Annotated in this window: 11 protein-coding genes; 5 read left to right on the forward strand and 6 right to left on the reverse strand. The window is 41.7% G+C overall.

Annotation, left to right across the window (positions count from 1 at the left end; all coding sequences use genetic code 11):
- Positions 1–665: 665 nt before the first annotated feature.
- The 3 genes from F7731_RS08915 to prmC all read left to right on the forward strand — a co-directional run bounded on the left by F7731_RS08915 (position 666) and on the right by prmC (position 4,392).
- Entirely contained in the window at positions 666–2,009 is a 1,344-nt protein-coding gene (locus F7731_RS08915) for a serine hydroxymethyltransferase (RefSeq protein ID WP_151534441.1), read from the forward strand.
- Positions 2,010–2,453: 444 nt separating this feature from the next.
- Positions 2,454–3,527, forward strand: a complete 1,074-nt coding sequence (gene prfA, locus F7731_RS08920) for a peptide chain release factor 1 (RefSeq protein WP_151534442.1) — start codon at positions 2,454–2,456, stop codon at positions 3,525–3,527.
- Between the two features lie 7 nt (positions 3,528–3,534).
- On the forward strand, positions 3,535–4,392 hold the full coding sequence (gene prmC, locus F7731_RS08925; protein ID WP_151534443.1) for a peptide chain release factor N(5)-glutamine methyltransferase: 858 nt from the start codon (positions 3,535–3,537) through the stop codon (positions 4,390–4,392).
- 539 nt (positions 4,393–4,931) lie between these two features.
- Here the strand turns inward: prmC and F7731_RS08930 are convergent.
- The 6 genes from F7731_RS08930 to F7731_RS08955 are packed head-to-tail and all read right to left on the reverse strand — an operon-like array spanning position 4,932 to position 15,333.
- Positions 4,932–7,799 (reverse strand): ATP-binding protein, encoded by a 2,868-nt coding sequence (locus F7731_RS08930; RefSeq protein ID WP_151534444.1) that lies wholly within the window; start codon positions 7,797–7,799, stop codon positions 4,932–4,934.
- Positions 7,789–8,157, reverse strand: a complete 369-nt coding sequence (locus F7731_RS08935; RefSeq protein ID WP_151534445.1) for a response regulator transcription factor — start codon at positions 8,155–8,157, stop codon at positions 7,789–7,791. Before F7731_RS08935 ends, F7731_RS08930 begins: the two co-directional genes overlap by 11 nt.
- A gap of 30 nt (positions 8,158–8,187) precedes the next feature.
- Positions 8,188–11,265, reverse strand: a complete 3,078-nt coding sequence (locus tag F7731_RS08940; protein WP_151534446.1) for a hypothetical protein — start codon at positions 11,263–11,265, stop codon at positions 8,188–8,190.
- Complete coding sequence (locus F7731_RS08945) at positions 11,262–12,662, reverse strand: glycosyltransferase family 2 protein (protein WP_151534447.1); 1,401 nt, start codon at positions 12,660–12,662, stop codon at positions 11,262–11,264. Before F7731_RS08945 ends, F7731_RS08940 begins: the two co-directional genes overlap by 4 nt.
- Positions 12,663–12,683: 21 nt before the next feature.
- Positions 12,684–13,712, reverse strand: coding sequence for a HEAT repeat domain-containing protein (locus tag F7731_RS08950; RefSeq protein ID WP_151534448.1), 1,029 nt, complete (start codon positions 13,710–13,712; stop codon positions 12,684–12,686).
- A 1-nt stretch (position 13,713) separates the two neighbouring features.
- On the reverse strand, positions 13,714–15,333 hold the full coding sequence (locus F7731_RS08955; protein WP_151534449.1) for a diguanylate cyclase domain-containing protein: 1,620 nt from the start codon (positions 15,331–15,333) through the stop codon (positions 13,714–13,716).
- A gap of 375 nt (positions 15,334–15,708) precedes the next feature.
- Between F7731_RS08955 and spoIIR the strand changes: the two genes are divergently transcribed.
- Together spoIIR and F7731_RS08965 are read left to right on the forward strand one after the other, a co-directional pair.
- On the forward strand, positions 15,709–16,368 hold the full coding sequence (gene spoIIR / locus F7731_RS08960; RefSeq protein WP_151534450.1) for a stage II sporulation protein R: 660 nt from the start codon (positions 15,709–15,711) through the stop codon (positions 16,366–16,368).
- 74 nt (positions 16,369–16,442) lie between these two features.
- A complete protein-coding gene (locus F7731_RS08965) occupies positions 16,443–16,886 on the forward strand; it encodes a GNAT family N-acetyltransferase (protein WP_151534451.1) in 444 nt (147 codons plus the stop codon).
- Positions 16,887–16,980 lie beyond the last annotated feature (94 nt).

Consider the following 16,980-nt stretch of genomic DNA (forward strand, 5'->3'; position numbering starts at 1 on the left):
TAATGGATGTCCTATAAAGCTTCGTTAAAGGACAAAGATTATTGTATTCTCCTAATGGATGTCCTATAAACCTACGTTAAAGGACAAAGATTGTCGTATTCTCCTAATGGATGTCCTATAACCTTGGTTAAAGGACAAAGATTGTCGTATTCTCCTAATGGATGTCCTATAAAGCTTCGTTAAAGGACAAAGATTATTGTATTCTCCTAATGGATGTCCTATAAAGCTTCGTTAAAGGACAAAGATTGTTGTATTCTCCTAATGGATGTCCTATAAACCTTCGTTAAAGGACAAAGATTGTCGTATTCTCCTAAATGATGTCCTATAAACCTTGGTTAAAGGACAAAGATTGTCGTATTCTCCTAATGGATGTCCTATAAAGCTTTGTAAAAGGACAAAGATTGTTGTATTCCCTAAAACAGTGTCCTTTAATTCCAGTTAGGTAGTTGATTAAAAGCTTAAAGAAATTAAAGTTAAGAATAAACGAAATAATCAGATAAAGTTATTGACCGACTAAACGATATGCGATATATTGGTTTTGGGCGTAACTTTGCCGGAACAGCTCTGAGTAACATGAATGGAAAATAGGAACATGCACCAAATCATCGGAATGTTGTGCTTTTGTAACCGTAGTAAACAAGATTACAAATTTAGGAGGAATTTAAATGACTTCAATTACCACAACGACTGAAAATTATGATGTTCATGACTCGAAGGTATTAGACTGGGCAAAGGAAATTATTGAAAAAAGCTCATCTGCAAGATTAATCCAAAAAGAAATTATTGATGCGGTTGATCGCAATGCGATTTGGCGAGGGCAAGAGTGTCTCAATTTATTGGCTCCTGAGGCGCCGACAAGCCCGACAGTTAGGCAATTATTAGCATCTGAAGTAGGTACGAGAGCGGCGGAAGGGCATATCGGGCCTACACAAAGATGGTTTTCTGGAACAAAATATATAGATGAAATTGAATCTTTATGTGTTGAATTGTTAAAGAAGGTGTTTAACAGTAATTATGCGGATCATCGTCTTGTAGCGAGTATGATTGGAAATATGGCGGTCTATGCTGCGTTGACGAAGCCTGGGGATAACATCTTAACGATTGCTCAGCCATTTGGCGGACACTCGAGCAATCGCTATGACGGTCCAGCAGGGATTCGCGGTCTGAATATTTATGATGTTCCGATGGATCCCGTTGATTTAGTCGTGAATATTGATGAGTTCGCAAAAGTAGCGCGAGAGGTTAAGCCAAAGCTCGTTACGCTCGGAGCCTCGATGACGTTATTCCCATTCCCACTGAAGGAAATGTCTGAAATTGTGAGCGAATGGGGAGGGAAAATCTTCTTTGACGGCGCCCATCAGCTTGGCTTGATTGGGGGCGGGCAATTCCAAGATCCTTTAAATGAGGGAGCCTGCGTTATAACAGGATCAGCGGGTAAAACATTCAGCGGGCCGCAAAGTGGAATTATCGTCTGGAATGATCCTGAGCTGACGAAGCCAATTTGTGATACCATTTTCCCAGCCCTTGCTGCGACTCACCAAGTAAACCGTGTGGCTGCCCTTGCTGCATCAGCGGCTGAATTCCTAGCGTTCGGGAAGGAGTATATGGCACAAATTGTCGCAAATGCGAAGGCGTTAGCAAAGGCATTGCACGACCGTGGCATCACTGTACTTGGCGCACATAAAGGATTTACAGAAACGCACCAAGTTATCCTGGATGTGAAACAATTTGGCGGCGGGCTGGATGTAGCTCATAAATTGGCGAGAGCAAATATTATCACGAATAAAAATCTCATTCCAAGTGACAGACCAGAAGATTGGGATTACCCGAGCGGCCTAAGAATTGGCACAATCGAGATCACCCGTCTGGGCATGAAGGAAGCTGAGATGGAAATTATTGCCGACTATATTGTGAGTGTATTAGAGGACAGAGAGTCAGTAGAAAATATCCGAAAACAAGTCATTGACATGCGCTCAGGTTATCAAAAAATTCATTATTGTTTTGATTAATGAAAGGTATGGCCATATAGGTTCATGCGGTTTGTACGTTATAAATTTATAAAATAGCTTTAAACACCTATAAATAGTATAAAATAATTGGAAAAGGTTATCGTTAATAAAACGGTGGCCTTTTTTATTTTTGGAAGTAGGGATTGTACGTTTTTAGTAACCCAAATTATTTTTTGACTGCTCTTGCCACCTATACTATAATTATAATGTTATGGACTTATCGCAGATTAACGGGCAGTAAGATCTTAAAAGTTTAGATGAATTTGTGAAGTCTATGTGATAGATCAACTGCCCGTAAAGGCCCGATAAGTTCAACTAACATTCAGTGGGGAAATAGCCCCCCACTAAATGAAGTTTTACTATATAATGAACGTTCAATTTTTTAAAAATAGATGGCTCGGAAAAAATGATCCGAAATGTTATAGAAATTAGAGGTGAAATGCTGTGTTTGATCGTCTTCAATCTGTAGAAGATCGCTATGAAAGATTAAATGAGCTTTTGAGTGATCCGGAAATTGTTAATGATCCAAAAAAATTACGTGAATATTCGAAGGAACAGTCAGATATTCAGAAGACTGTTGAAGCTTATCGTGAATATAAGGATGTTCGTGAGCAGTATCAAGATGCGAAAGCAATGCTTGATGAAAAGCTAGATGCGGAAATGCGTGAAATGGTAAAGGAAGAGCTTGATGAGCTGGAAGACAAGGTCGAAGAATTAGAAGCTCGATTAAAGATTCTTTTAATCCCGAAAGATCCGAACGATGATAAAAACGTTATTATGGAAATCCGCGGAGCAGCAGGCGGAGATGAAGCGGCCTTATTTGCTGGAGATTTATATCGCATGTACAGTCGCTTTGCAGAATCACAGGGCTGGAAAACAGATGTGATTGAAACTCATTCAACTGGAGTGGGCGGCTACAAGGAAATTATTTTTATGATTAACGGAAACGGCGCTTTTTCAAAATTAAAGTTTGAAAATGGCGCTCACCGTGTACAGCGTGTACCGGAAACAGAGTCTGGCGGCCGGATTCATACGTCTACTGCAACTGTTGCCGTATTGCCTGAAGCGGAAGAAGTAGAGATTGAAATTCATGATAAAGATATTCGTGTTGATACATTTGCATCAAGCGGACCAGGCGGACAGAGCGTTAACACGACGATGTCAGCTGTTCGTTTAACACATATTCCAACTGGAACAGTCGTGTCCTGCCAAGATGAGAAATCACAAATTAAGAATAAAGAAAAAGCGATGAAGGTTTTACGTGCCCGCGTTTATGATAAATTCCAGCAAGAAGCACAAGCGGAATATGATCAAGCACGTAAATCGGCTGTCGGTACTGGAGACCGCTCGGAGCGAATTCGTACGTACAACTTCCCGCAAAACCGCATAACAGACCACCGCATTGGTCTTACTATTCAAAAGCTGGATCAAATTCTCTCAGGGAAGCTAGATGAAGTGATCGATGCATTAATCCTTGAAGAACAATCGGCGAAGCTTGAAAGTGCATCAAATGAGTAAACCAACGATGAAAGTATATGAAGCCCTCCAATGGGCTTCTTCTTTTTTAAAGGAAAAGAATCGTGATGACAATGCGGGAGAGTTATTGCTGCAGCATTTTATGGGAATGGAGCGGGCAGCCTTTTTGGCCAGCCTGCGTGATGAGGTTGAGCCTTTTGTCCTGGCTGCTTTTCAAAAAGCGGTCCTTCATCATTGTGAAGGAAAGCCTGTGCAATATTTGATTGGACTTGAGTCTTTTTATGGGCGTCGCTTTAAAGTGAATGAGGATGTGCTTATTCCTCGACCAGAGACTGAGGAATTGGTTTATCATGCTTTACAGCGGATTGAGCAGCTTTTTACGGAAAAGGGTAGTTTGAAATTAGCGGATGTCGGCACTGGGAGCGGGGCCATTGCGATTACGCTAAAGCTAGAGAATGAAAGTTTAGATGTGACGGCGACAGATATTTATGAGCCGACGCTGCTTTTGGCAGGGGAAAATGCTCGGAATCTTGGCGCTGATATTCGCTTTTTGCAAGGGGACTTGTTGCAGCCTTTTATGGAGAGTGGAGAAACGTTTGATATCATTATTTCCAATCCACCGTATATTCCTGAAGGGGATAAGGAATGGATGTCCGAGGTTGTAACGGAGCATGAGCCGCATCGGGCGCTTTTTGCAGGCGTTGACGGATTGACGATTTATAAAAGATTGGCGGAGGAGCTTCTGTCCGTTGTTTCCGAACGCGCACTCATCGGCTTTGAAGTCGGTGCTGGCCAAAGCGCAGCTGTTGCCGAGTTGCTTAGACAAGCCTTTCCACAAGCGAAAGTGGATGTTGTTTTTGATATTAACGGAAAAGACCGAATGGTATTTGCTGAAGTTGGTTTTTAAGTAAAGAGGGAGCTGCTTTAATAGTAGCTTCTTGAAAAAAAGTCCGTCATGAGGGGCATGACGGGCTTTTTTGCATATATTTAACGGCCGTGACTGGCTCATGGAACGCGTTTTCCATGGCCCTCTGTCAAAACAGTTGTTATGAGCGCTTCATGGAACACGTTTTCCAGTGTCCTGGGTCAAAACGGTCATCATGAGCGTTTCATGGAACGCGTTTTCCAAGGTCTCTAGTCAAAACGGTCACCATGAGCGTTTCATGGAACGCGTTTTCCGATGTCCCTAGTCAAAACGGCCGTCATGAGCGCTTCATGGAACGCGTTTTCCAGTGTCCCGGGTCAAAACGGTCGCCATGAGCGCTTCATGGAACGCGTTTTACAAGATCCCAAGTCAAAACGGTCGCCATGAGCGCTTCATGGAACGCGTTTTACAAGATCCCAAGTCAAAACGATCGCCATGACCACTTCATAGCACGCATTTTTCAAGATCTCCGTCAAAAACGCTCCCCATAAAAGTAAATCAACCGTTCAACGCGCCCCTCATCACTCCGGTATTAATATTTGCCCCACTTTCCCTGTTTTCGACAGGGTTTGGTGGATGGATTTGGAAAGTTCGCTTGGTTTGTAAGGCTTAATTAAATAGCCTTCAGCACCTAGAGATATGCCTTTTTCTTTTTCGTCTAGGGCGGTGGAGATGATGATCGGAATATTCTTTAGCTTGTCGCTTTCTTTCATCTCCTTCATGATGGCCCATCCGTCCATATTTTCCTCGAGCAAGATGTCGAGCACGAGCGCATCGGGGGCTTCGGCTTGAATATGCTTTAGCGCTTCTTCCCCTTTTGTGAAGCTAGTAACGTGAAAGCCGCTTTCGGTTAATTCATTATGAATGAGCTCGGCAAGGTGTTGGTCGTCCTCAACAACCATTACATTGAAATCCGCGCGAAGCAAGGTTGATGGACCGCTAATCGGCTGAGCGATTTTGACAGAAGGGAAGGAAAGGCTGAAGGTGCTGCCTTCTCCATACTTCGACTGTACATGAACCTCTCCGTCATGCGCCTTCACGATTTCCTGTACAATCGCTAGACCTAGGCCTGTACCGCCGATCGTGCGCCGGTCGGTGTTATCTACCCGGAAAAACTTCGTAAATAATTGATCTAATGCTTCCTCTGGAATGCCAAGCCCATGATCCGTAACATCAACTTTTAAAATCGAGCCATCACGATAAACGCGAACGTCAATTTTCCCGCCATTTGGTGAATATTTAATGGCATTGCTGAGAAGATTGGTGAAAACCTGTTCTACTTTCGAGCGGTCTCCCATTATTAAATCGTGATCGATCGAAGGGTGGAGCTCAATCTGATGAAGATCGGTTTGAAATTGCTGGTTTTCGATGACCTTTTCAATAATTGGAACAAGCTTAATAAATTTCTTTTCGTACGTTTGTCTGCCGGATTCCATTCGCTGAACGTCTAAAAAGTCATTAATTAGGGCGGTCAGCCGCTTTGCTTCATTGTAAATAGTCGTTAAATATTTCGTTTTCTTTTCTGGCTTTAGCTCTCGATTTAGCAGTAATTCTGTAAAGCCTAGAATACTTGCTAATGGTGTTCGTAATTCATGGCTGACCGTGCTGACGAACTCAGATTTCATTTGGTCCACTTCGAATTCCTTCGTAATGTCGCGATGAACGAGCACCGTACCAAAGCGTTCTTCTTCTAAACTCAGCGCTTCGTAGTACATTTTAATCACTTGTTGAGAGTGTTTCATTTTATACGTGTAAATATGCAGCTCCGCCGAGTCAGATGCGTTTGTCGTGCCAAGGGCAGATGTTAAAAACTGGACAAATTCATCCCCGTCCTCGACAAACTCCTTCATCTCATTCGTCCATTCTTCCCATGGAAGGCCAATCAAGCTGTCCAAGCCTACTTCTCGATGGAAAAGATCATTTAATTGATTATTAATTTGAATAATTTTTCCATCTGAATCAATGAGCTGAATACCTTCTTTTACCGTATCCATAATATGCTGATTTAATTTGCGATTTTCCTCAGATGACTCGTATAGGCTAATTTTTTCAAGAGAAATCCCAATTTGCTTGGCTAATGCCTCATATTCCTCCATTTGATTCTGTGGAAAAGGGGAGCCAAACCGGCAAAAGACCATGATGGCCTCAACCTCATTTAGAGAGGAAAGGACAGGCATATATAAATCATAGCCGTAGGATTCAACCGTGTGAAAGCCTTTTTCCTCCGCTTGAAGTTCTCGTCTAATCGTAAAAACATTTTTCGTTTTCTTAAGGCGATTATGCAGGCCGTTATCGATATACTGTTTAAATTGCTTGATGCCCGCTTCTGAAATAGCGAAGGACGCGGACGCCTCCTCATTCAGCATGGCAATAATGCCGCGATCTGCTTCTAGCACTTCACACATATTTGTGACAATGCTTTCTAACACTTCCTGTTTTTCGAGGGAATTCGAAATTCCATGTGTCAATGTATTCCTTCGCTCAAGCTTTCTTTCATTTGCCTGAACAGCTCCAAGCATCGACTCTAGTTCATTTTGCTGGGCTTGAAGCTCATCCTGCTGCGCTATGAGCTCTTCATTTTGTGCGAGTAGGTCCTGTTCCTTGTCTTGTATGCTCGTAATCATTTTTCGAAAAGCAACGGATAAGGCGCCAAGCTCATCTTCACGATCGGCATCGACTTTAATAACCGCGTCTTTTCCCATAGCAATCTCATTGGCCGCATGGGCGAATTGGGTTAATGGCTGACCAATCTGTCTCAAAACTACTCTGATCATGAGAAAAAGAACGAGCATGAGGAGGATTAAGAAAACAACAAATACCCCTTCAATAAATACTTGCTTCTCTGCCAAGCCAGCCGCTTTATTATTTAATTCATTTTGAATTCCTTTTAAATAACTTTTTGAGAAGTCCTGAAAATGAGTCACCCGATCAAATCCGATCGACCTCACATTTTGAATCAATTCATCTTTCCTGCCATCCTCAAGGTAGGCATTTATTTCTGGCAATCGATCGATTATAAAATAATCAATGATTTCATGCAGCTCTTTCGCAAACGCCTGATCCTCTTCTGTCACAGACGTTTTTTCAAATTCATTGTAAAGCTTATTCAGAACGGGCTGCTGATTCATAGCCGCTTCCTTGAATTCTATATCTTCAAAAGCGATGTAACTGCGGATATTAAGGAGGAGGCTATTAAAAGAATCATCAATTTCTTGTAAAAGCACTTGTTTTTCAACGAGCGCTTTTCGCTCCTCGTAATACGTTTCATTTACATTCTTCTGGGCAATAAAAAAGCTAAAGGCACCTATGATTAAGAAAAGGGCAAACAATCCAATCAGTGCAATAAATTGCCTTGTTAAGCTTTTTCTTATATATTGATTAAGCTTCATCGAGAATCTCCTCAACTTTATTTAAAAGTTGGAGAGGGCTGAATGGCTTTGCCATGAAATAATCGGCTCCAGCTGTTAATACACGATCCTGCTCAAATTGCTGACTTTTGGCGGAAAGCATAAGAATTTTCACATCCTGATTATTTGCACCGGCACGAATCTTCTCGATTACCTCCAAGCCTGTTTGAACGGGCATCATATAATCGATAATGACTAAGTCATAATGATGTTGAGAAAATAATTCCAAAGCTTCTTGGCCATCAGCCGCTTCGTCAATTTCATAATCTTCATCCTCGAGCGTATCGAAAATAAGCATGCGCAGAATTTCTTCATCTTCTGCTAATAATATTCTTTTCATTAGAGTCCTCCATTTGAGAATGCCTTATATTTAATGGTTTTGAAAAACTTCCTTCATAATCCAATAGGAATCTTTTAATCTTTCATGATAGGCAGGCTGATCCCAGTTATCCCATGTATAGGTCGCAGTATCTTCTGCCAGCAGCATTCCGTTTGTCATTTTAGGAAAACTAGTCATTTTTCCATCTTGGTCTGTCATCACAACAGCTAATCTGATTCCTTTTATTTTTTCACTGCTAGTTAAGCCTTTTTCCCATAGATTTCCGATTACTTCCTTTTGGCTCGGATCCTTCATATTTAAAATCGCCCAAGGGAGGCGAAGCTCAATTGTTTTTCGATCTTTGCTGATACTAATATCGGTTAATGAATCGAAATCTTGATGCAGGGGATTGCCATTCCCAAACATTAATTTTCCTGTTTCATACGAAAGGAAAGGCTGCTTTTCCCCGGTGGATGGAATCGTCAGCTCCTTATTTAAGGCTAACCGGATTGGGTGGAAGATCCCGTTGTTTTTTTGAGACGCATAGTCAACCTTAGGAATCATCTTTAGCAGATTTCCGTAATGATAATAAAAGCTATCATAATAGCTGTCTATGAGAATACGTGATTGTGTTCGATCAGACAGGCTGATATGAAAATCTACTCCAAAATTAGTTCTGATCTCTTTACCATTTTGGAGAGAAAGGCTAGTTTGCCCTTGATCGTGAATAGTATCAATGAGAAAATCCGTATTGATCTGATTAGGATCGATCGGCTTTTGAGAATCTAGGCGAATAAATAAATCTTCCTCATCTGAAGTAATATACATCGCATTGGAAGGATCCTCATAGACGGGTTTAGCCCGCATTTTCTCCCAATCGGCTGTGTCGCCGTCGACATAAATTTTCGCTTCAAACGCTCCCGGCTCAAAGCTAAGCAGGCCAAAATGCTGTTCATTCGTTTGTCTGTTTGACCAGAATGGGCGGCGGTCGGGATTATCATAATCCATCGTATTCCATGTTCGTTTAAACCATTCATCTTGCCAAGAAAAGACGAGCCCGCCCGCAGCGCCTTCAGAGACAATGGACTCAAAAAGCCGCTTATTGATTTCGCCCTGTTCCTTTTCCGAATGAAAGCCTTGGTCCATTCCATCTACGTTTACATGTGTCAGTCCCCTTGATTCTGGCACACCAAATTCAGCGATGAGAACGGGCATTTCATGGGCGGAAAGAAGATCGTGTAAATATCCAGCATAATTATTCTTTTTGCCTTCGGAATCGATGTACTCAGTATATTTCTTTTCATAGTTCAAGAAATCCGGGTAATAGGGGTACACATGATAGGACGCGAATAAGCCCGCATGAAAATTAGTTGTTCTGATAATATGATTTGGGTCGACAGTAACCATGTCTTCATTTTCACTAGGTTCGGCAGGGTGGGTGAGCAGGTCGGTCGTCACCCAATTTGTGAAGCTCATCGAATGCTGCCATTGATATGTTTTCATTCCATAGGCCGTTGTAAATTCCATTAATTGAGTAAGCCATATTTCAAATGGCGACGCATCATGAGTCCGGAAAAATTCCCCTGCAAATGCCTTCATCCCTTTATGTTTCTCGTTCGTGCTCACAACAGCCTGAGGGTCCCACTCGATGCCGATAATAAAACCAAGGACATAAGGCGAAATATTATACTTGTATTCGCCGGAAGCATGACCGGGTCTTTCCGGAAGTTTGGCCTGTCCGTGGACAATATCAATGATGTGCTTGATTTCTTGTTTAAAATCGTCAGTGACTTCCGGATGAAAGGCATCTTGATAATGAACGAGATTTTCCTCATTTACCCACGCTCCGTGAAATAAATAAAGCGGCTTTTCCGCAATCAGATTATATTCATAAAACGCTTCGTAAAAGGCAGGGGGATGGATCGTGTAGACGCGAATGGCATTGGCATTCATCGCGCCGATCGCCTTGAACCAGCGGAAATATTCATCCTTCGTAATGCCAGTTTCACCTGGAAATGTGCCAGGCTTGGCGATCCCCATATTGACGCCCTTCACAAGGATGTTTTCCCATTGGCCGTTTTTTTGAATTTGAATGGAGTTCTCGTTTGTTCGGCTATTTAGCTGTACTCCATCGATTTGCATAATCTCAACCTGTTTTTGATCTTTCCGAAGATCTAGTCCATTGGCCAGCAGCCCTTTCATCATCGGAACATACGCCTTCCAATAGAAAGAATCGTCAGCGGCCATATGCTGCTTCCACCATGAAATCCCTTTTGTTTGATAGATTCCTGGGGCATCAGCTTCCACGGAAAAATCGCCGGCGAAGTAGTAGGACGTATATTTTGCTGTTTGCTGGAGAACGACAGCTGGAAATTGCGCAGGTAAGCCAAGACTTTTCAGACGGGCTTTCGCTTCCTTTGAAACGGGCATTTGATAGACAGCAGCCACTTCATCCTCATCCCTTGCCTCTACAAGTTGAAACCAGCCTTTGTAATCAGCCGCGAGCTTTGAACCGAGAAGTTTTTCTCCTTTTTTCGTATATTGAAAGGAAATGCCCTCTCCGGTTAAATCCTTTTGCTCGATAACGATGACAAAGCCATCTTGATTCACTAAAATAATCCCCGAGCCGTTAAACGTCCATTTCCCCTCGTAATTTTTTTTTACCCATGAAGGGATTTCGGCGCTTGCCAGATCGGAAAAATATTTGCCAGCCCAGCCGTTCCAGTTTATATTGAACAGATTCTTTACTTTTTCACTTACAGGACCAGTTGAAGCACTCGCGAGTGTGCTGTATTCAGAGATAACCGTCTTGCCACTTGAATGAATAAGCGCTTTTTCCAATTCGCTCAATTGCTCTTTGTTTAAGGAGCCTTCGTGGTCAGCTAAATAATAGACATCATAATTTGTAGAAACACGCTGATCATTCGGCAAAAATGAAAACTTCTTCGCTTTTTCATGATTGAATAGCCAAGCGAGCCCTTGATTTTCCGAGTCATTCCCTAAGATAAGCGTGCTAAAAGGATGATTCGCTTTTAGCTGCCAAAGCCAAAAGGGACTTGTCACCGCAAGCAAAAGGAAAAAAATAAAGCTAAATACAGCCAGCTGAGATTTTGTTAGTAATTTATTCATTCGGAAACACCTTTTCTCTTCATTTCTCCCCAGCTTGTATCTCCCTTGATCAGCTGCCAGATGCCTTCACATCTCCATAAAACAGTAAGCGGGCGATACCAGAGTGTTTCTGTCAGCGAATAGAAGAATAGTTTAACTAAGTCCGAAACGTGCGGGTATTTTCGCAGGCTCCATTCCTCTAAAAGTACAGCGGCCATGGAAAAAATCGAGCCGTATAAGCAAGAAAGCAAAAAGATTAAAATGGCAAATTCGATATATATGCCGCCTAAAAATAAAGACAAAATGACAAACAGATAGCCCATTAATTCCACAATCGGCCCGAAAAATTCTACAATCCAAAAATAGGGGAAGGACACCCAGCCGATCGCCCCATACTTTGGATTAAAGGTAAGCTTCCGATGGGACCATAGGCTTTCGAACAATCCCCGATGCCATCTGCTCCTTTGTTTTCGTAAAAAGGTTATGCTCTCAGGAACCTCGGTCCAGCAAACGGGATCGGGCACATACACAATTCTTTTATTAAGCTTTCTTTCCTTTATAAGCCGATGGAGCCGAACGACAAGCTCCATATCCTCGCCGACTGTATCGGTTTTATATCCGCCAGCCTCTAAAACCCAATGCTTCGAGAAGACACCGAAAGCACCCGAGATGATCAGCAATAAATTATGCCGGCTTAATCCAATCCGTCCCATTAAAAAGGCCCGCAAATATTCAATGATTTGCATAATGACGATTGGCTCCCGCGCCAACCCAACCTTTATGAGATTTCCGTCCCGGATTTGGCAGCCGTTCGCAATGCGGATACTTCCGCCGGACGCGATCACTTCCTCATTGGAATCAATAATTGGCTTCATCACCTTTAGGAAGGCATCTCTTTCAAGAACCGAATCGCCATCTAATGAGCAAATATACGGGTAATGGGAAAGGTTTAATCCCGCATTGAGCGCATCTGCTTTGCCGCCATTTTCTTTATCAATCATAAATAACTTCGGTAGAATTCTAGATTGATAGACATTTTTAATCGTCTTTGTATTAATTTGTTTCCGTATCACCTTGTCAACGGGCTTCATGTCATACTGTTCGATCATTTTTTTCACAGTGTCATCTTTTGACCCGTCATTGACAACAATAATTTCAAATTGCGGATAATGAATGCTTAGCAGGGATCTTACACTTTGGACGATTCCCGCACTTTCGTTATAGGCGGGCACGATGATGGAAACCGGCTTTGTATAAATTTCATTCATATAATCCTCATACGTCTGCCCGTAATCTAGCAAATAGCCTTTACGAATTTGGAAGAGGGAAATACATAAAATAATCGAATAAAAGGCGATGATGATACACATATAAACTGCAATAAACCAGCCGAAAAAAACAATAATATCTGCCCACATTTCCTGTGTACCCACTCCTTTTTAATGATTCATCCATTCCCGCGCCATATCCTTCGCAAAGCTATCATTCGAGGTTTCGAGGACGTTTCGCAAAGCTTCGATTCCGTTTGGCTGCATTCGTATCGACTGTGCTGCTTGTGAACGAACATACCAGGAGGAATCATGCAAAAGCTCCACTAATATGGGCAGCAAGGATGGCTCCTTCAAAGCACCGAATAACTTGGCCGCCACCATTCGTTCCTGCCATTGCTCGGATTGGCTTAAAGGCAAATAAGGTTTCGCATCCTTTACATAACCAATTGCCGCTAATGCTTTTACAGCCCGGAGACGCACTTCTCCTTCGTAAACAGCGAATACTTTCTCAACAAAAGTGGTGTAGGAAGTCTCCCTATAGATGGCAATACAATCGAGAATGCCCCATTGTAAGGCATCATGGCAATGGTGGAAGCTAAGAATAAATGGCTCAAACTCCTTCTGCTGAAGCCGCATTAAAATATTGCGATATTCATAGTCTGATAACGGCAGCTGCTCTTCTAATAAACTGTAAAGCTGGCTGAATTGGAAAGAAGCGAGAATGCGTAAGGCATGAACACGTTCATCCTGAGACGAACGAGGGTTTCTAGCGATTTTTAATATTTCCTCCTGCAATCCGAGCAAGCCAAAATCTTCTATATGATAGAGGGCATTCATTCGTTTACTCCATCTTCGGCTTCTTAAGCTTTTTAAATAATACGCCCGAAAATTCAGGTCAGCAAAGGTGTAGAGATTCTTTTTTTCTTGTTCTCCTTCGAGAATAGCTGAATAGCTGGAAAGCACTTCTTCAGCTGCCTTCAGCTTGAGCTCCGAATCTATCCGAAGATCCCTTGCTACTTTTTCCTCTGTAATAAAATCAAGGAGCGGCACGCTAAGCTTTTCTTTTAAAAGATTGATGTTCTTCCGTTCTCTTGTTTCAAAGATTTTCCGAATGATTAAGTAGGCTAATAAAAGGACGAGGAGACTAAAGATAGAGCCAGCTGCAATAGAGAGGACCTTTAGTTCATTCGTTATCATATTAATTCAGCCTTTGAATGAGACGATGAATTCTCGCTTCTAATTCTGTAATGCTGAAAGGCTTTGTCATATAATCATCCGCACCAAGCTTTAACGCTTCTGCAATATCGAATTCGCTTTTTCTGCCTGTAAGCATTAATACGGTAATATCCTTCGCATTCTTTGCCTGCTTCACTTTTTGCAAAACTTCTAAGCCATCCATCACAGGCATCATGCCATCAAGAATGAGGAAATGCCCGCCTTTTTCGTCCACTCTTTTTGACTGGATGAATTTCAAGCCATCTTCGTACACTTGAACATTTAACTCAAATTGATCAAATTTCATATTTTGCAAGATTCTCATTAGCATCGTGCGGATAACGGCATCATCATCAATAACCGAAACATGCAGCGTCTTCTTCATTTGTGCTACTTGAATTTTATTTGCACTCTCCACTCTTGCGCGGCCATTTTTCTTCGCCTCATAGAGGGCAGAGTCTGCGATTTTTATCGCATCAGGAATCGCAATTTCCGAATCTATAATCATATAAACTCCCGCGGAAAAAGTGACTGAAAACTGGGCGTCATTTTCGGAAAACACGATCTTAGAAAATTCCTGCAGCAATCTTTTCAAAATTTCTTTTGCTTCTATATCGGTTGTTGCCGGGAAGAGGATAATAAATTCTTCCCCGCCAAAGCGAAATAGAGTGTCTGTACTGCGGATGTGATCCTTCAAAAACTGAGCGAACCCAATAAGGACACGGTCCCCAGCAAGATGCCCATATGTATCATTCACCTTTTTGAAAAAGTCGATGTCCATAACGGCAACCGTAAAGGATTTTCCATTCCGCTTCATTTCATCTAAGCTTTTTTGCATCGAGTCTTGTAGGAACTTCCGATTATACACTTGAGTTAGCTCATCAATAAGGACGGATTGGTCGAAAATTTTCTTTCGATCTAAATGTCTTTCCATACGAACAAGAAATTCCTCTAAATCAATCGGCTTTTCAATGAAATCATCTGCGCCCATTTTAAACGCTTGGATCCTTGTATCGCGATCATTTTGAATGCTAATCATAATTTTAGGAATAAATTTTTTGTTTGCATGTTGTTGGATTTCCTCTAATAATTGGAATCCATTTTTATGCGGCAAGTGAAGATCGATAATTAAGCAATCTGGCCGCATATCGAAATACTGCTCCGCCGCCTTAATCGGGTCCGAATTCGCCAGCACCATCCAGCCCTTGCTCTCCATCGCATCTTTTAAGAGAATCAGCATGGAAATATCATCGTCAATTAATTGAATAACCGGAACATGTTCCTTTCTCGTGTCCGCGATCTTCTCCTCCACCTCATGAAAATGCTCATATTCATAGCTGAACTCAATGAGATCATACAAGAAATCCCGAAGCTCATTCATTGGCCAATGCTCACCTTGTTTATTTTCCACCTTTATAAGAAGGGAAGAGGCAATCTGCTGCAGTCCGCCAAGCTGAAGGGTGCCGGCCGTTCCTTTCAACGAATGAAGGAAGCGGTGCACTTCACTATTTAAAATGGCTTCTTGCTTATCTTGTTCAAACCATTCCGTAAGCTGGTTTTTTATTTTTTGAAAAAGCAAATCTTTATATTTTTTTAAATTCATATCGTTTCACCTCATTATGTAAAACTAAAAAAAGCCAGCCTGTGTCATTCCGGGCCGGTTCTGTTAGTTATTAGCTAATGTAGAGACCAGCAATCATTGTGTATCCTATAAGTATGTGATTGCATGACTAACCATTCGTCTCTCATCATAGGGCAATAGACTCCTATTTTTCAATGAATCTATCAACCAAAATATAGTACCATAGTGGACATCCGTCAATCATTATTCTCTTGGAAAAGGTAATTTGTCAGCCGAATGTCACAAACCTAGCTAATGACAAAAGCTCAGACCGCGAAGCTGCAAATTTTTTTAATTTTAATAGTTTAAGAATCCGTCCCTTTGTTAACAATGTTAGTGAAAGGGCGGGGGAGAAAAATGAAAACAAAAACTGCGGTAAAATTATATATAATTATATTATGTCTAGGAACGATTTTGAGTTTATATATTCCACAAAATGAAACGCTTGCTAATGACGAGCTTGTCATTCCGAATGAAGCCATCCGTTTAAGAATACTAGCGAATAGTGACCGAGAAGCTGATCAGGCGCTGAAAAGGGAAGTAAGAGATGCGGTCAACGCGGAAATTACAAAGTGGGTCGGGAATTTAACCTCTATTGAAGAAGCACGACACTTATTACGTTCGAAGCTTCCAGAAATTCAGCAAATCGCTGAGCACGTTTTAGCGAAAAGCGACTCTGACCAGAAGGCGAAGGCTAATTTTGGCAAAGTCGACTTCCCAACGAAGCTATACGGACAATTTCTTTATCCAGCCGGTGAATATGAAGCGATCTTAATCACTTTAGGCGAGGGTCAAGGAGCTAACTGGTGGTGTGTATTGTTCCCGCCTTTATGCTTTTTAGATTTTTCTAATGGGGTAGCAGTCAGCGATGGATTTGAGGAAGATGGGAAGAAAGATGAAGTAGTTGCAGCGAAAGAAAAGGAGGAGCCGGCGCCGCCAATTTATACAGCGGAAGATGAGCAGCCTGTTAAAGTGAAATTCTTCCTAGTTGAACTTTGGGAGAAAATTTTCGGATAGACGGTTCTACTCTCTCTATTTTTTCATATGAATATAGTAAATCACTTAATAGATATGAAAAAAGAGGTGGAGTAATGGCAGATTTCATACGTTATGCAGGAGCAGATGATAGAGAGAGATTAACTATCTTTTTGGATCAGGCAAAATTAAACACAGACGGCTTAGAGCATTCAATTGATTACTTTTTAATAATGGAAAATGAGGAGAGAGAGGTCAGGGCGACACTAGGGATTGAGCCACTAGGAAAAGTTGGGCTGCTCCGCTCTCTCGTCATGACAAAAGAAATGTCCGAAAACGATCTCTTTATTCTATTTGAGCAAATTTTACGATTGGCAAGGGAAAAGCAGTTGCAATCTCTTTATTTATCCTCAAACAAAAGAGCATCGATCGCGTTTTTTCAAATGCTTGGATTTGAAGAGGTGGACAAAAAGAGTCTTCCTGAGGAACTGTACGTATCGGATCACGTAAAACACATCTTAACTGTGGATAACTCATTCTTTTTGAAATTATCCATCTGAAATGTGGATATATCAGTAAAGTTATGCACAAAAGTGGATTATCTATCCACAAATTGTGGATAGTACTTGAGTTATCCTCCATCTTCTTTTATAC

The sequence above is a fragment of the Cytobacillus depressus genome (assembly GCF_008923245.1).
Taxonomy (GTDB): Bacteria; Bacillota; Bacilli; order Bacillales; family Cytobacillaceae; genus Cytobacillus; species Cytobacillus depressus.